The following is a 16,798-nucleotide window of genomic DNA, read 5'->3' as shown; positions in this document are numbered from 1 at the left end:
CGATTCCGGAACTTAGTTTTGAAATATTTCCTTAAACGAGGGATATCTTCTACTAATCCCTCTTCTTTACTAATCAATTCATGTAAGCAGATCATTCCCTCTTGATCCCAGTCCGATAACTCCCATAAATGAAGGTGATATTCCTTTCTACACTTGTATACAATTCCTTGGACTTCTTCATACAATTCTTTAAACATAATGTTCCCCTTTCTAGATACAGTCTAACAGATTCAAAAACACTTTTGGCACATTTCATCCATTCTGCACCCTTTAGCTCCTCAACTGAACAAAAAAGAGAGGACATGCCTCTCTCAGTGTTATTTTTCATCATTCATTTTTGACTTTACTTCATCATAAGATAATGCATGAGATTCCTCCTCGACTGTTTCAGGCATCTTTCCTGTTTCGTAAAGAGATTTAATTTGTGTACTATCCAATGTTTCGTATTTCAATAATGCTTCTGCAATCAACTTGTGAGTTTCACGATTTGACTGAATAATTTCAGCAGCTTTATTTCGTGCTTCATTCAATAATGATCGAACCTCTTCGTCAATTTCATAAGCTGTTTGTTCTGAAATTGATTTTTGAGGGCTTTGTGCACCAAACATGGCATGACTTCCTTCATATTGAACTGGGCCAAGTTTTTCACTCATACCGTACTCTGTAACCATTGCACGCGCCATTTGTGTCGCTTGTTCAAAGTCGTTTGAAGCTCCTGTAGTTTGGACATTAAAGATGATTTCTTCAGCTACACGTCCCCCCATTAAGCCAGCCAATTGCTCTTTCATATCTTCTTTAGAAAGAAGCATTTGGTCTTCCTTAGGAAGTGCAATCATGTATCCACCTGCACGGCCTCGTGGTACAATTGTAACCTTATGAACAACACGGGCATTCGACAAGACTAAACCAACAATGGTATGTCCAGCCTCATGGTAGGCAACCAATTCACGTTCTTTTTGTGAAACAGTCTTATCTTTCTTAGAAGGTCCAGCAATAACTCTATCTTCTGCTTCATCAATATCTGAGGCATCAATTATCGATTTATTGCGACGAGCAGCAACTAAAGCCGCTTCATTCAAGACATTCTCTAAATCAGCACCAACAAAACCTGGAGTTTGTTGAGCCACTAATTTCAAATCAACATCTTCTGCTAAAGGCTTGTTCTTAGCATGAACTTTCAAGATTGCTTCGCGACCTTTAACATCAGGACGGCCAACCAATACTTTTCTATCAAAACGTCCTGGACGCAAAAGGGCAGGGTCAAGTACATCTGAACGGTTTGTCGCAGCGATGACAATAATCCCTTCATTTCCCTCAAAACCGTCCATCTCAATCAAGAGTTGGTTCAAGGTTTGTTCACGTTCGTCATTACCTCCGCCAAGACCGACTCCACGTTGACGTCCAACAGCATCAATTTCATCGATAAAGATAATAGCTGGAGCTGCTTTTTTGGCATCTTCAAAAAGAGAACGAACACGACTAGCTCCAACTCCGACAAACATTTCTACAAAGTCAGAACCTGAAATACTAAAGAATGGAACACCTGCTTCTCCGGCGACTGCCTTAGCAAGCAAAGTTTTACCTGTTCCCGGAGGTCCCTCCAGAAGGACACCTGCTGGAATACGGGCTCCAAGTTTTGTAAATCGTTTTGGATCTTTTAAGAATTCAACAACTTCAACTAGTTCTTGTTTTTCTTCCTCAGCTCCAGCAACATCTGAAAATCTTACTTTAATATCTTCTTTATTTGCAGCTTTAGCCTTACTACGTCCAAAACTCATCGGGTTACGGCTATTATTTCCTCCCATATTTCCCATCATAGAGAATAGGAAGAAGAAAAGAATACCGAATGGCACAATGGATACAAGAATATTAATCCACATACCACTCGAACTTTCATGCTTAATAGTTACTTCCGCTTTATGGTCAGAAGCAAGCTTTTGCAATTCTGATACTGTAGTATCTGAAGGAAGAATAATACTTGAAAATTTCTCTACTGTTGTAGCAGATGGAGAAAAGAACTGAATGCCTGTTTCTTCTTTACTTGTTTTAGGATTTTTATAAACACCTGAAACTTCGATAACACTGCCATTTGGTTGGTAAGTTAATTCTTTTACATTGTCATCGGTAATTTCTTTTACCAATTCTGTATAATTAATTTGCTCACTTTTCCCTGCAACACTACCTGTACTAAAATACTGGTAAGCTGTAACTAGGAAAAAAATAAGTAATAACCATAGAAAAGGATTTTTAATTAAACCATTATTTTGTTTTTTCATTAAAAATTGTTCTTTCTAATTTGAATATACTTCTTCTTTCAATACTCCAACATAAGGAAGGTTACGATAATTTTCTTTGTAGTCTAAACCATAACCTACTACAAACTCATTTGGAATAGTAAAGCAGGTATAGTCAGCCTCAATTTCTACAACACGTCCCTCTGGTTTATCCAATAAGGTTGCAATCTTAACAGAAGCTGCATCTCTTGCAATAAACATATCTCGCAAATTCTTCAAAGTTTGACCTGTATCAATAATATCTTCTACAAATAGAATATGTCTTCCTTTAATGTCTTGAGTCACATCTTGTTTAATATTAATGACACCGCTACTTGCTGTCCCACCATGATAGCTAGAAACCATCATGAAGTCCATTTCAATATGTGTGTCGATATGTTTAATCAATTCAGCCATAAAAGGAATAGATCCTTTTAAAATCCCAACTAAAATTAGATTTTTTCCTGCATAGTCTTTAGTGAGTTGAGCACCTAATTTTTTAGCAGCTTCTGTAATTTCATCGTGTGAAACGAGAATTTTTTTAATATCGTTTTCTAACATTTTTTTACCTATCTATTTTTTCTATATAAAGTACAGTGTTCATTATATCATTTTTCGTGTTTTTACTCAAATTACTGGTCGCAATTCCCAAAATTGAGACAATTTTACCAAATTGCTCAATAATCAGAGCAGATCTTCGCTTTTCCATAGGGATTTTCAAATCGATAAATAGACGTCTTAGTTTTTTTCTATGCCCATTTTGAATCAAAAAATCTCCTGTTTTTCGATGACGAATGTGTATGGATGTTTCGCGTGAAACAGGTATTTTTTGAATTGATTCACCTTCTAAAGGAATTCCAAAGGAAAATATGTATCCTTGATAAAATACCTGATTTTGATAGTGTAACACAAGTTCATCTACCTTTTCATCAGCCTGCGGACTGATTTTACAAATCCGAAACTGTTGATACTCTTTTACTAGTTCATAACCATTTTTAAGCGGATGACGATACTGGCTTTTAGTTTTTAAAATTTGTCTAACTTCTTCAAACTGAGCTTTTGTGAGATTCAAATCTGGAAAACGATTCAGATAAGTTTGAAATAAAACTCTTTGTGTCGACTCAGAGTAAGACAATAACTGCTCTAAATTTTCTAGATCAATATTCTTTGATAATTCAGCTATGGCTAGGTCATAATCTAAAATTTCATTGCCGAGGCTTAAGATTGCATCTCTAAATCGAGGATTTTCTTTTTCTAATTCTGGTAAATAAAAGTTTCGAATACGATTTCGAAAATAATGATTTTCTTTATTTGATATATCTTCAAAATGAAAAATTGATGGGAAGTCTTTTTTTTGAAAATTCAAGAAGGGCCGAATGATTTCTATCTCTCCGACTACTTGCTTCTCCTTAATTCCTGATAGATAGCGCAAACGAGTGCCTCGAATCAAACGCATCAAGATCGTTTCCACCTGGTCATCAGCATGGTGGGCAGTTACCAAGGCTGTCGCACCAGTCTTTATCATGACCTCTTTAAAAAAATCATAACGAAAATGTCGAGCCAGCGCTTCTGAAAATTCTCCTGAAAAATTGCTGATATAAATAGGAAGTTCTGCTTCAGCAGCTAACTTCCTTAATTCCTGTTCTTCCCAATCTGATTCTACTCTCTGCTTATGATTTACATGAGCTAGGATCAATTCAATTGCTAACTCTTTTTTATAGGTAGATAATACCTTAAATAGAAACATAGAATCTAATCCACCAGAAAGAGCAAGCACCACCTTAGCATGTTTTTTAAAATATTCTCTCTTGAGACAATGATTTAAAAAATCTTGTTCCATCATTTTAGAACCTCATAAACATCCTTAGCTATCTTAGAAATCGTATCATAATCAGAATTCTTAGTGAAAATAGAAAGAACAAATGGAGAATCTGCATAGACAACACCCGTATCATGCTCAAATTCGTCCGCATCCCCAATTTTATGAGCTACCTTCACAGAAACACCTTTGGCAATTCTCTCATTATCAAAATCTGTTTTAGTCAAAGACTCTAGCACAAATCCATTTTGATTATAAATAGCTTCCATGACCTTCCCAGCCATTTTAGAAGAAATCAATTTTTCTTTCGTATCCCAATCATCTCCCATAATAGCAGACATCTTGGACTTAAATGTTACATCAGATTGGTTTGAAATGTAATACCCCAATAGATTATGAGCTACATTATCAGATTCTTTTGATATTTTCGTAATTAAATCTTTTAGAGAATACTCTTTATTATCCTCTTTTTTAGGAAGGCTACCACTTCCCTCTGGTTTATAAGAACCTGGAAAATCATTGACTGCAGATACGTATCTTATAGTCGTGTCTAACTGATAAAGACCCTCATTTATTTTTTCTTGCGTATAATAAAGATAAGGAAGTTTCAAAACACTAGCTGCATACATCTTTTCATCTTGATTGATACCAGCTTCTTTTCCAGTAGTCAGTTGCTTAACATAAATAGAGAATGATTCCTTCTGATATTTTTCAGATAACATTTCTTGGACTTTACTTATCCGATTATCTTCTTCAGAAGTTGATTCCTTATCTACCCATCCAGCTTGATCAATATGTAGAAATTCTCTTCCTTCTACAAACATGGTCTTGTCGATTGATACTTGCGAATAAGCTGATAAGGATGATTTCACTTCTTTTAAGTCATAAGGACTATTGTACAGTTTAAAATCAGATTCTAACCATACTTTTTTTATTGTTGGAGTTACCTCTGATTGATCATATAAAAATCGTTTGTCCGCAGCTATAAATTGATGATTTGATAGCTTAAATACCGGAATTCCTTGTTTATTTAAGCGCCACTCGGTTATTTGAAAACTTGTTTGGGGAGTCAATTTTCCAGATTCCACTACTAAATCTTCATTCGCATAAACAGGAACCTCTCCATAAACCATGGGAGAACTTAATTTTTCTCTAAAATAAATACCAAAGTCAGATTGTGAAAGGTAATAAATTTCTTTCGAAGTATAGACGACTTCTTTTTCTGTGCTAACGACTTTTGAAATAGTCAAAAAACTCGGTAGCAACAAAATAATTAAGAACTTACGCATTCTTCCTTTCCTTTTCTTCTTGTAAACGCAATAGTTGATTTTTATCAGCCAACTCTTCTAGTTTTTCATCCGATAGACTCAAAAATTGCTCAATTACGTCTAATAAATTTTCCATTTTATCACCTTGGGAGCAAGTCAGGAATCGTATAAACAGCTTCCCGATTCTTAGAATAATAATATTTTGCACGCATGTATTTAGCAACGTAATCTTCATCTTTCAACTTTGTAGCAAAAGCTGTCTCTTTCTCCTTTTCCTCACTCAAGGTTTGATACTGAGTTTGCAAGTCTGATAACTGTTGACGTCTTTGGAGTAATTGATGATAGCTTTGAGCAAGATTATAAGTTGGTAAAATGAACAATAAAATCATCAAAATGAGAACCCAACCCATGAAACGATTACGTTTTTGTCGTTCTTTCATCAGATAGCGACGACGTTGGTGTTCATTTTGAATAAAAGAATTATTCAATTGTACGATATTTTTAGACATTTTCTTCTACCCGTGTTTCACTGATAATTTCATACATGCCTGCTGCATCTTCTTTTTTTGTACTATCTTTCATCTCCAGTACTTTTACAAGTAGCAACTTATTTCCAAAGCGAATTTCAACTTGGTCATTAACTTTCAAATCCGTTGAACTTTTTGCCAAGATTCCATTTACCTTGATTCTACCTTTATCTGCTACTTCTTTTGCGACTGTACGACGCTTGATAATTCTTGATACTTTTAAATATTTGTCTAATCTCATTTTTATTACCTCAAATTATTATTGTACCATTTTTATCCCTTTTATAGAAGAAAAATGTTAAGGGGAAATTGCTTCCTTTGATTCTTTTATCTCTAATAAACTTTCTCCAAAAATGAGCAGACCTTCTAAAATTTCATAGTCCTTCTTGTTTCGGATGTCAAATACAACTTCCATTAATCCCTTATTCTCAGTTATGGCTGCTTTTAAATTCGTTGCAGATAAAGATTTAAAATAATCTTGAGCCAAGAACAATCGCTGAGTAATTTTTTCAAATTGAACTGTAATCTTATTTTCTTTTCGTTCCACACGTTGAACAAAGACCTTGTCAAGATAAGACTTAATCAAACCAATCTCTAAAAGATAGGCTACTACGTCTGGGTACTCTCCAAATCGGTCCATCAACTCTTCTTGTAACTCTTCATAGTTGACACGGTTGTCAATTTGACGAATTTTCTTATAAATTTCAATCTTATGTCGTTGATCAGAAATATAGGTATCAGGAAGATAGGCATCAATTTGTAAAATCAACTCAGCATTCCCTTTGGTTCTTGTGTTCACATTACCATGTCGTTTAGCAATAGCTTCCTCCAATAACTGCGAATACAATTCAAAACCAACAGAATCAATGAAACCAGACTGGGATTTTCCTAAAAGATTTCCTGCTCCGCGAATCGAAAGATCTCGCATTGCAATCTTAAATCCAGAGCCCAATTCTGTAAATCCTTTGATCGCTTCTAATCTCTTCTCGGAGACTTCACTGATTGATTTTTCTGGACGATACATGAGATAGGCATAAGCAATACGATTACTACGACCGACTCTTCCTCTTAACTGATACAAGGTTGACAAGCCCATATGGTCCGCATTTTCAATAAATAAAGTATTAGCATTTGGAATGTCCACCCCTGTCTCAATAATGGTAGTAGGCACTAAAATATCATACTGACCTTCAATGAAATCCAGTAGAGTATTTTCTAACTGAATCTCACTCATTTGCCCATGAACATAACCAATCGAAGCATCTGGAATCAACTCCTGTAATTCGGAAACCTTCTGGTCAATCGTGTCAACTTTATTGTAAAGATAGTAAACTTGACCTCCACGCTCCATTTCACGCAAGACAGCATCACGAATCACACTATCATTCTTTTCTAAAACATAGGTTTGCACTGGATAACGATTAGTCGGCGGAGTTTCAATAACAGACAAATCTCTGATTCCCAGCATAGACATGTGAAGGGTACGAGGAATTGGCGTTGCTGTCAAGGTCAGGACATCTACTTGTTTTTTCAGTTCTTTCAAGGTTTCCTTATGCTTGACACCAAATCGCTGTTCCTCATCAATAATCATCAAACCCAAATCAGCAAACACAACATCTTTTGACAAAATACGATGGGTTCCAATCAAAATATCAACTTGACCCTTTTTCAATTTTTCAAGTGTTTCAGTCTGCTCTTTTTTACTTCTAAAGCGACTCAACACATCAATATTAACTGCAAAATTTTGGAATCTCTCTTTAAAATTTGTATAGTGTTGTTGCGCTAAAACCGTCGTCGGAACTAGAACGACAACTTGTTTATGATCATTGACTGCCTTAAAGGCTGCACGCATAGCAACTTCAGTCTTTCCAAAACCAACATCCCCAACTAAAAGTCGATCCATTGGCTGAGAAGCCTGCATATCTCTCTTGATTTCCTCAACACTACGAAGTTGATCATCCGTTTCAACATAAGGGAAGGCATCATCAAAAGCGTGTTGATCCTCATCATCAGCTGAGAAAGCAAAACCCTTCAACTGGCTGCGTTCAGAATAAAGTTTAATTAAATCGTCAGCTATATCCTCTACCTGGTTCTTAACTTTTTGCTTTGCTTTTTTGAAATGACCATCATTTAATTTATTGAGTTTAGGTGCTTTACCGTCACTTGAAACGTATTTGGACAGTATATGAATCTGTTCCACTGGGATAGAGATTTGATCCCCATTTTGATACTGGACACTGACATAATCGCGGTGGATTCCTTTGATTTCAATGGTTTCAATTCCTAGATATTGACCAATCCCATGGATATGGTGAACAACGTAATCTCCTTTTTCAAGTTCATTGTAATCTTTTAATCTCTCTGCGTTTGAAACATGTTGTCTTCGAAAACGACGTTTCAATTTCTTTTGAAAAATCTCATGTTCAGTTATCAATAGAATCTTTTCATCTACAAAGTGAAAACCATGTCTGAGATTTCCCTCAATTAAGTTTACAGATTCTTTACAAATACTTGACTTATCTCTGGAATCCAATTTAATCTGATATTCCTCTAAAACATCTTCCAATGTTTTACTTCCCATTGAATTACTAGACTGCAGGATAATAGTGTAATCCATTTTTTTGTATCGCTCAATTTCTTCTTTTAGAAAAGAAAATTGATTGAAAAACTCCTGCATAGGATATTGATTAAATTGATAAATGTGATCAAACTTGAGATTTCCTAACCCTTTTTGGAGATTGGAGAAAAAGGTAACTGGACTTTGTTTTTTATAGGTTTGTTCTGTATCTGCAAAATACTGCATCTCAGAAAATGATTTACCATTCTGTAAATCTTCTGTAAAGTATTGCGCTAACTCTCTTTCAAAGGCTTCATACTGATTCATCAATTTTTGGTAATCATCAAAAAACACTGGTGTATCTTTTTCAATATAATCAAATATAGTCCATGTTTTATCGTAACATAAAGATAAAAACTTTCGACTATCTGAATGTACTTGTTTTTGATGAAAACTTGACAAAATCTCTTCCAAGTATGATTTTAAAATTGGTGATAAGGTCTTTGAAATTTGCTTTTCTAAAGCTGACTGCCCTCGTAGATAGTCCTTTTCCCTCAAAAGTATATCACTTGCTGGAAAGATAGTGAGTTCTGTTTGATTTTCTTTTGATAATTGTGTTTCTACTTCAAAAGTCCGAATTCCATCTACTTCATCACCAAAAAACTCGATTCGGAAAGGTTCTAACTGAGACATCTCAAAAATATCTAAAATATCTCCTCGAATACTAAACTCACCTTGAGTTTGTACTTGCGTAACTTTGCGATAACCTATTTCCTTTAACTGATGGATAAACGTGTGTTGATCATATTCTTCACCAACTGTTATTTTTACAATACTATCTTTGAATATATTGGGAGACGGTAAAATCAATCGACTTGCTGCGATATTACAAACTAAAATCCCTTTCTTAGATGAATCAGTCAAAAAACGCAAGGCTTCAACCCGTGAAATAATTTTTTCTTGTGAAGACATCAAAAACTCGACCATAGGGGAGTCATCTACCAAAAATGGATAGACAAGTTCCTCACCCAAGATAGAGATAAGATCACTAACAAGTCCTTCTGCTTCTCCATAAGTTGACGTCAATAACACAATCTTATCTTCCTGTCTCAAACTACTAGCAATTGCTAAAGCTTTTGTAGAAGTTGACAAGCCTAACATTAATTGTCTTTTCTTATCTGTCAGATTTTGATGCCATTTTTTTATCTGATCATTTTCTGATAATAAATCTAATAAGGTCACCATTTATCCGTTATACCTCTGCATCGTTTTTTCAAAGTTTTTCTCTTGTAAATAGTAGTTTACAGAATCATCAACTTTGTCAATAGACTGTAAAATACCAATATAATCATCCTTGTCAAACTTACTCAAAACATGGTTAACAACTGACATTCCATTTTTAGGTCTTCCGATTCCAATCTTAACACGATTAAATGTCTGGGTTCCAATATGTTGAATAATAGACTTGATACCATTATGACCACCTGCGGATCCCTTTGCTCTTAAGCGAATCTTTCCAACTTCCATGTCAAGGTCATCGTAAATGATGAGTAAATCTTCAATATCCAAACCATAATAAGTTAATAAAGCATGAACCGCTTTTCCACTTTCATTCATAAATGTCGTTGGTTTGACAAGATAAATTTTTTCTCCATTTAGGAAAAAGGATGCTAGGTCAGCTTGAAATATCTTATCATGTGTAAAAGTGACATTCTGTTTCTTCGCTAGTTGGTCAATCAACATAAATCCAACATTGTGTTTTGTTTCAAAATATTTATCCCCTGGATTTCCTAATCCTACAAGTAATTTGGTCATTTATTTTTCCTTTCAAAAGCCAAAAGGGTTGGAATTTTTTTCCAACCTAATTGACACTATTCATTAATTTCTTTAGACATTAAAGCGGAATTCCATGATATCGCCATCTTGAACGATATATTCTTTACCTTCTTCACGCAAGCGTCCAGCTTCTTTTACGGCCTTTTCAGATCCGTATTTCACTAGATCCTCATATGACATAGTTACTGCACGAATAAATCCTTTTTCAAAGTCTGAGTGGATAATACCAGCTGCTTGAGGAGCCTTCATACCACGTTTGAATGTCCAAGCTCGAACTTCTTTTTCGCCAGCTGTGAAGTAAGTTCCCAGTCCAAGTAAGTGGTAAGCTGCACGAGTCAACTTGTCAACGCCTGATTCTGTCAAACCAAGTGCCTCAAGAAACTCTTGCTTGTCTTCTTCGTCTAACTCAGAAATTTCTTCCTCAGCACGCGCAGAAATAACGACTACTTCAGCATTTTCTGTCGCTGCAAATTTACGAATTTGTTTAACATAGTCGATAGAGTCAGGTTCTGAAACCACATCCTCGTCCACATTAGCAACATAGAGCACTGGTTTAGTCGTCAAAAGGAAGAGACCTTTGACAACTTTTTGTTCTTCATCTGTAAATTCAATAGTTCGAGCTGATTTTCCATCTTCTAGGACTGGTTTAATCTTTTGAAGAACATTAAACTCAGCTACTGATTCTTTATCTTTTTGCGTACGTGCCATCTTTTCTACACGCGCATAACGCTTATTAACTGATTCTAAGTCAGCAAGAATCAACTCCAGGTTAATAGTATCAATATCTGCAAGTGGATCTACAAAGGCGTCTTCACGTCCTTGCTCGCGCATCACATTTTCATCATCAAAAGCACGAACTACGTGAACAATCGCGTCTACTTCACGGATATTAGCCAAGAATTTATTCCCTAGCCCTTCTCCTTTTGAAGCTCCTTTTACAATTCCTGCGATATCTGTAAATTCAAATGTTGTTGGAACTGTCTTTTTAGGAGTGATCATTTCAGTCAATTTTTGTAGGCGTTCATCTGGAACCTCAACCATTCCAACGTTTGGATCAATCGTCGCAAATGGATAGTTTGCAGCCTCTGCTCCTGCTTTTGTAATTGCATTAAATAGTGTTGATTTACCAACGTTTGGCAAACCAACGATACCTGCTGTTAAAGCCATATTTTCTCATTCTCCGTTTTCATTTCAATCCCTAATATTATAACACAAAAAGGGAAAACTTGCTAACCCTCTAACTGAGGGGTTTCAGTCAATAATTTTATTCATTTTTCGATCAAAATCATAGCGCCCCATCATGACAACATGGTCACAATTGCTACATTTAATTTTGATATCTGCTCCTACACGTGTAATTTCCCAACGATTGGCCTTTTTACCTGTTGACTTGATGGTGCAAGCATGTGGTTTTTTCATTTCAACAAAATTTCCAACTTGATACATACTACTCTCCTTTTCTTTTTCGATTATATCATAAAAGAGGCGAGCCATGCTCAACCTCTTTCACTTAATTTGTACGAACTGGTGTAATGAGCTGCATGAAGTCTTCATCAGTGTCTGCTGGCACAAGAGTAAATGGACGAACAGCTGAGATAAAGCTAATGGTCACCTTTTCGCTATTTAAAGCCTTAAGAGAATCAATCAAGTAAGTTGGGTTGAAACTAATAGTCAAATCTTCACCAGTCACCTGATCAGTATCGATTTCTTCGTTTACTTTACCAACTTCTGGAGAATGAACATGGGCGCTAACAATACCACCTTTAATTTCAAGCTTCACAGTACCATTTTGAGTCGCACTTGATAAAAGGCGAGCACGCTCCATTGACTGACGTAAGTTTACCACATCAAAAGTAATAGTAGTGTTAAAGTCTGTCGGAATCAAGCGATCTGTATCAGGATAGTTACCTTCTAACAAACGAGTATAGAAGCTAATATTTTCGCTTCTAAAGAGGATTTGATTGTTGGCAAAGAAAATCTCTACAGTTTCAATATCGTCTATAAATACTGCTGAAAATTCGCGTAGAGAACGGCTAGGAATGACGACATCAAAATCATCACTATTTTTTTCAAGAGTCAATTTTTTCTGGCTTAGACGATGAGAGTCTGTTGCAACTGTTTTTAACTCTTTGTGTTGGCTCAATACAAAATGAACACCTGTTAAAATTGGACGACTTTCTTGTGTACTTGCAGCAAAAGCTGTTTCATTGATAATTTTCTTAAGTAATTTTGTTTCAAGAACCAAAGGAGTGCTTGCTGAAATTTCTTGGATTCGTGGATATTGCTCGCTATCTTTTCCTTTTAGGGTAATTTCTGATTTGCCACTAGTTAAAACAATTTGGTTTTGTTCAATTTCTTTAAAATCAAGAGTCACATCAGGTAGACTAGATACCACATTGATGAAGAAAGAAGCTTCAAGAAGGATCGAACCTAAAGAAGTAATTAACAAACCAGCATCTTCATTTTTTTGAGAAATAAAATTTTCAATTGAAATTTGACCATTTGAACCAATTAAAGTAACACCTTCATTGGTTACGTCAATTTTGACGGTTGATAAAATAGGAATGGCATTTTTAGAGCTAATAGCTCTCTTAGTAGTATTTAAGGCTTGTAGAAATAAATTTTTATTAATTGAAAAATGAATCATGGATTCTCCTTTATTTATTTTTAGTATTAGAAGGATAATAGTAATAATAGAGTCTGTGAAATCTGTGGAAAACAGACTTTAAACAAGTCATATCAAGTTTTTGGGCTTGTTTAAAAAATGTGGATAAAAAAGATAATAAAGTAAAAGTTATCCACAAGTTATTTGATTTTCTTTTTGATTGATTCAATTTCTAAACGTAAATTATCGTCTTCATCAATCAAAGATTTAATTTTGGCATGGGCATGAATGACTGTTGTGTGATCTTTACCACCAAATTCCTTCCCAATTTTTGGAAGACTATTATCTGTTAGTTCTCTAGATAAATACATGGCTACTTGACGGGCTAACACAATATTTTGAAGGCGTCTGCTTCCTTTCATTTCTTTGACGCTGACACCATAAAAGTTACCAACTTCATTTTGGATTTTATCAATTGGGATGACGAGCATTTGGCTAACATCTTGTTTGCGTGCCCTAATAGCCTCTGCAGCGATATCGATAGTGATATCCTTAATCTTCTTCACTCGGGCGATTAAAGTGATGTCGTTGATTGCTCCTTCAAGTTCTCGGACGTTTGAATCAAATTGACCAGCTAGGTATTCTAGGGTATCACTTTGGAAATGGTAGTCTAAATTCTCTGTTTTGCTTTGTAAAATGGCAATACGTGTCTCAAAGTCAGGTGGTGTGATATTTTGCGTCAAGCCCCAGCTAAAGCGCGTGACAAGTCTTTCTTCAAGGCCCTCTAAGTGTTTAGGGCTACGATCACTAGTCAGAACAATTTGTTTTTGATTGTTATGGAGAACATTGAAAGTATTGAAAAATTCTTCCTGAGTTGCAACTTTTTTTCCACTCAGCGATTGAATATCATCAATTAACAAGAGATCGAGGCTACGGTAGGTTTTTTTGAACTTATCCATTTCACCCAGTCTCAGATGTTCAAGAAAGTCGTTTATAAAGCTTTCAGCAGGAATGTACTTCACACGCGCATCAGGAATATTTTTCAAAATCTCATTCCCAATGGCATTGAGTAAGTGAGTCTTACCAAGCCCAGGTCCTCCATAGATAAAAAGAGGATTATAGGTCAAGGCTAAATCTTCAGAGACAGCCAGGGCGGCTGATACTGCCCAAACATTTCCATCCCCTTGGATAAAATTATCAAAGGTATACTTTTCTTTTAATCCAGTATCCGAATAAGGAATAGATGCTAGCTTTGGACTATAGTCATAAAGGGTTGAATTTGGAGCTTCTTCAACTTGTGGGATAATCGTATCTTGATGCTTGGTGAAAATATAGTGGGGAGTTATCTCAGCATCATAAATCTCAAAACCAGCTACTACAATGATATCTTTTAGTTGTTTTTCCCAGACCATTTCCATTTCAGATCGTGGTAAAAATATAGTGGCAACATTTTCCTCTACCTTGATGAGTTCAGCTTGAATAGCATAGAAATCATACATGGATCGAGTCAGTCTTTCTTGAGCAAATTCTAATATACGATTCCAAAATTGTTTTTCTTTCAATCCTTTCTCCTCCTTTACTATTTAAAAGTTTAATGCTAGATTTATTTTACCATAGATAGCAAGAATTTTCCACAAGCTGTGAAAAATAATCCACAATGTTATCAAGTTTTATCCACAGGTTGGGGATAAAATCAGAAACTGTTGATTTATGAAGCTTTTTTTTGAAAAAAATAGTGGATAACCTTGTGAGATAAAAAAATAAAAGAACAGCCTTATTTCAGGCTGTTGATAATTCTACTGTATTCTTCTTGATTTGAAAAAGAAATAATGATTTTTCCACTGTCTTTTTTAGACAGTTTGATTTCTACATCTAATCCGAGTAGTTTTTTTAACTGTTCTTCTTCATTTTGTATGAAATGATTCGTTTTTTGAAGTTTCTTTTGTTTTTTCTCTGTCAGAAGAGCTTCTAATTTCCTTACAGAAATGTCTTCACATATAATCCGTTGAAAGAAATAGTTTTGTTGTTCCTTATTTAACCCAACTAGAGAACGCGCATGGGCTTGTGATAGTTGGCCATTTTCTACTTCTGAAAGGATCTGTTCTGGCAAGGACAGCAAGCGAATAGAGTTGCTGATATAAGGACGAGACTTGCCCATTTTATCTGCAATTTCAGCATGGGTAAATCCTTTCTCTACAAGAGATTCATAGGCGCGTGCTTCTTCTATTGGATTTAAATTTTCTCTCTGTAAATTTTCAATGATAGATTGGATCATCATCTCTTGATCTGAAAGCTGCTTAACAACAGCTGGGATATACCTTAGACCAGCTAAAAGTGAAGCCCGATAGCGTCTCTCTCCTGCAAGGATTTCATAACCAATAACAGGAGATTGACGAACAATAATCGGTTGAATGACCCCATTTTCTTTGATAGACTGTGCTAGTTCATGTAGTTTTTCTCCATCAAATTCTTTTCGAGGTTGATAGGGATTTTTCTGTATATCTGTGATAGAAATCATTTCAAATTTTTCCATGATTCTACACTAACACATCTTTTATCTTATGTAAAGCTTTCTTTACATAGATGTCAATTAAGATTCTAAATCACCTGAACTCTTGTCAAGTTTAATAGATGTAGTTTCTTCTTTACCGTTACGATAGTAAGTTATTTTAATGGTATCTCCGATAGAATGATTGTAAAGAGCACTTTGTAAGTCTGTTGATGAAGCAATTTCCTTGTCATCTACTTTTGTAATAACATCGTATTTTTCAAGGTGACCATTGGCAGGCATATTACTTTGCACAGAACGAACAACTACACCAGATGTTACATTGCTTGGAATATTCAGTCTTCTAATATCACTTGTATTAATATTTGAGAGATTGACCATTTGAATTCCCAAAGCTGGACGAGTAACTTTTCCGTTCTTTTCCAACTGTTCAATAATATTGATAGCATCATTTGCAGGGATTGCAAAACCAAGACCTTCTACAGATGTTCCTCCATTTGTGGCAATTTTACTTGAGGTAATTCCGATAACCTGTCCTTGAATATTGATTAGTGGGCCACCAGAGTTACCTGGGTTAATAGCAGTATCAGTTTGGATGGCTTTTGTAGAAATGGCTTGTCCATCTTCAGATTTTAAAGATACATTTCGATTAAGACTAGATACGATACCTTGAGTGACAGTATTAGCATATTCAGAACCCAATGGGCTACCAATAGCAATGGCAGTTTCTCCTACGGTTAACTTGCTAGAATCACCAAACTCAGCTACTGTTGTCACTTTTTCTGAAGAGATTTTGACGACAGCAATATCAGAGAAAGTGTCCGCTCCGACAATTTCTCCGGGTACTTTAGTTCCATCTGACAAACGAATATCTACTTTGCTGGCGCCATTTATAACGTGATTATTGGTGACGATGTAAGCTTCTTTATCATTCTTCTTATAAATAACCCCAGATCCTTCACTAGAGATTTGCTGAGAATCTGTATCAGTATCATCATTACCAAATACGCTATTTTGTCTATTTGCTGAATAAGTAATAACAGAAACAACGGCATCTTTTACTTTGTTAACAGCCTGTGTTGTTGAATTTTCATTCTTATAGGCAGTCTGTGTAATAGTACTATTGTTGTTAGAGGTACTTACAGTACTTTTTTGAGTTAGTTGATTTATTGAAAAGCTACCCAAGGCTCCACTAATAAAGCTAATGACGATAACGACTAATAATTGAAACCATTTTTTGTAAAATGTTTTTAGATGTTTCATATTTGCCTCCATTTTTTTGAAATTACTGAAAGTATAAACTGACTAGCTTAATTATAACTTAAACACAAAAGTTTTTCACAGATTGTGGATAACTTTTAAAAATCTGTGGTTTTCTCGGTTAAAATTAAGCTTTTATTTTGT

The 16,798-nt window shown here is 35.2% G+C and carries 15 protein-coding genes and 1 pseudogene; all 16 read right to left on the bottom strand.

Translation table 11 applies throughout. From position 1 onward, the window contains the following. Positions 1-197 (bottom strand): annotated as a pseudogene (locus O3599_RS02085) (sigma-70 family RNA polymerase sigma factor); the annotation flags it as partial. A 120-nt stretch (positions 198-317) separates the two neighbouring features. Continuing rightward, a complete protein-coding gene (gene ftsH, locus O3599_RS02080) occupies positions 318-2,276 on the bottom strand; it encodes an ATP-dependent zinc metalloprotease FtsH (RefSeq protein WP_247939288.1) in 1,959 nt (652 codons plus the stop codon). 15 nt (positions 2,277-2,291) lie between these two features. Next, positions 2,292-2,834 carry a hypoxanthine phosphoribosyltransferase gene (gene hpt, locus O3599_RS02075; RefSeq protein WP_247939287.1) on the bottom strand — a complete coding sequence of 181 codons (543 nt, stop codon included), beginning with the start codon at positions 2,832-2,834 and terminating at the stop codon, positions 2,292-2,294. A gap of 4 nt (positions 2,835-2,838) precedes the next feature. Beyond that, entirely contained in the window at positions 2,839-4,116 is a 1,278-nt protein-coding gene (gene tilS / locus O3599_RS02070) for a tRNA lysidine(34) synthetase TilS (protein ID WP_247939286.1), read from the bottom strand. Further along, a complete protein-coding gene (locus O3599_RS02065; RefSeq protein ID WP_247939285.1) occupies positions 4,113-5,381 on the bottom strand; it encodes a serine hydrolase in 1,269 nt (422 codons plus the stop codon). The genes tilS and O3599_RS02065 overlap by 4 nt, the downstream gene beginning before the upstream one ends. Continuing rightward, positions 5,374-5,496, bottom strand: coding sequence for an SP_0009 family protein (locus tag O3599_RS02060; protein WP_000429334.1), 123 nt, complete (start codon positions 5,494-5,496; stop codon positions 5,374-5,376). The genes O3599_RS02065 and O3599_RS02060 overlap by 8 nt, the downstream gene beginning before the upstream one ends. Before the next feature lie 4 nt (positions 5,497-5,500). Continuing rightward, positions 5,501-5,869: a septum formation initiator family protein gene (locus tag O3599_RS02055; protein WP_247939284.1), complete on the bottom strand. Its 369-nt coding sequence runs from the start codon at positions 5,867-5,869 to the stop codon at positions 5,501-5,503. Beyond that, positions 5,862-6,128 (bottom strand): RNA-binding S4 domain-containing protein, encoded by a 267-nt coding sequence (locus tag O3599_RS02050; protein WP_001234978.1) that lies wholly within the window; start codon positions 6,126-6,128, stop codon positions 5,862-5,864. Before O3599_RS02050 ends, O3599_RS02055 begins: the two co-directional genes overlap by 8 nt. A 57-nt stretch (positions 6,129-6,185) precedes the next feature. Then, positions 6,186-9,689, bottom strand: coding sequence for a transcription-repair coupling factor (mfd, locus tag O3599_RS02045; RefSeq protein ID WP_371511824.1), 3,504 nt, complete (start codon positions 9,687-9,689; stop codon positions 6,186-6,188). Next, the gene (pth, locus tag O3599_RS02040) at positions 9,690-10,259 is read right to left on the bottom strand and encodes an aminoacyl-tRNA hydrolase (protein ID WP_004255263.1); all 570 of its coding nucleotides are present in this window, start codon (positions 10,257-10,259) and stop codon (positions 9,690-9,692) included. A gap of 72 nt (positions 10,260-10,331) precedes the next feature. Continuing rightward, a complete protein-coding gene (gene ychF, locus O3599_RS02035; protein WP_247939282.1) occupies positions 10,332-11,447 on the bottom strand; it encodes a redox-regulated ATPase YchF in 1,116 nt (371 codons plus the stop codon). 84 nt (positions 11,448-11,531) lie between these two features. Beyond that, a complete protein-coding gene (locus O3599_RS02030; RefSeq protein ID WP_000285186.1) occupies positions 11,532-11,726 on the bottom strand; it encodes a DUF951 domain-containing protein in 195 nt (64 codons plus the stop codon). Between the two features lie 64 nt (positions 11,727-11,790). Continuing rightward, complete coding sequence (gene dnaN / locus O3599_RS02025; protein WP_247939281.1) at positions 11,791-12,927, bottom strand: DNA polymerase III subunit beta; 1,137 nt, start codon at positions 12,925-12,927, stop codon at positions 11,791-11,793. A 158-nt stretch (positions 12,928-13,085) separates the two neighbouring features. Next, positions 13,086-14,447, bottom strand: coding sequence for a chromosomal replication initiator protein DnaA (dnaA, locus tag O3599_RS02020; RefSeq protein WP_247939280.1), 1,362 nt, complete (start codon positions 14,445-14,447; stop codon positions 13,086-13,088). A gap of 212 nt (positions 14,448-14,659) precedes the next feature. Next, a complete protein-coding gene (locus O3599_RS02015) occupies positions 14,660-15,418 on the bottom strand; it encodes a ParB/RepB/Spo0J family partition protein (protein WP_247939279.1) in 759 nt (252 codons plus the stop codon). A 57-nt stretch (positions 15,419-15,475) separates the two neighbouring features. Continuing rightward, positions 15,476-16,657: a S1C family serine protease gene (locus O3599_RS02010; RefSeq protein ID WP_247939278.1), complete on the bottom strand. Its 1,182-nt coding sequence runs from the start codon at positions 16,655-16,657 to the stop codon at positions 15,476-15,478. Positions 16,658-16,798: the final 141 nt, after the last annotated feature.

This window comes from Streptococcus sp. 27098_8_103 (assembly GCF_041432345.1).
GTDB lineage: Bacteria > Bacillota > Bacilli > Lactobacillales > Streptococcaceae > Streptococcus > Streptococcus mitis_BV.
Note: the sequence above shows the minus strand (reverse complement) of the source record. Positions and strands in the feature narration are given on the sequence as shown.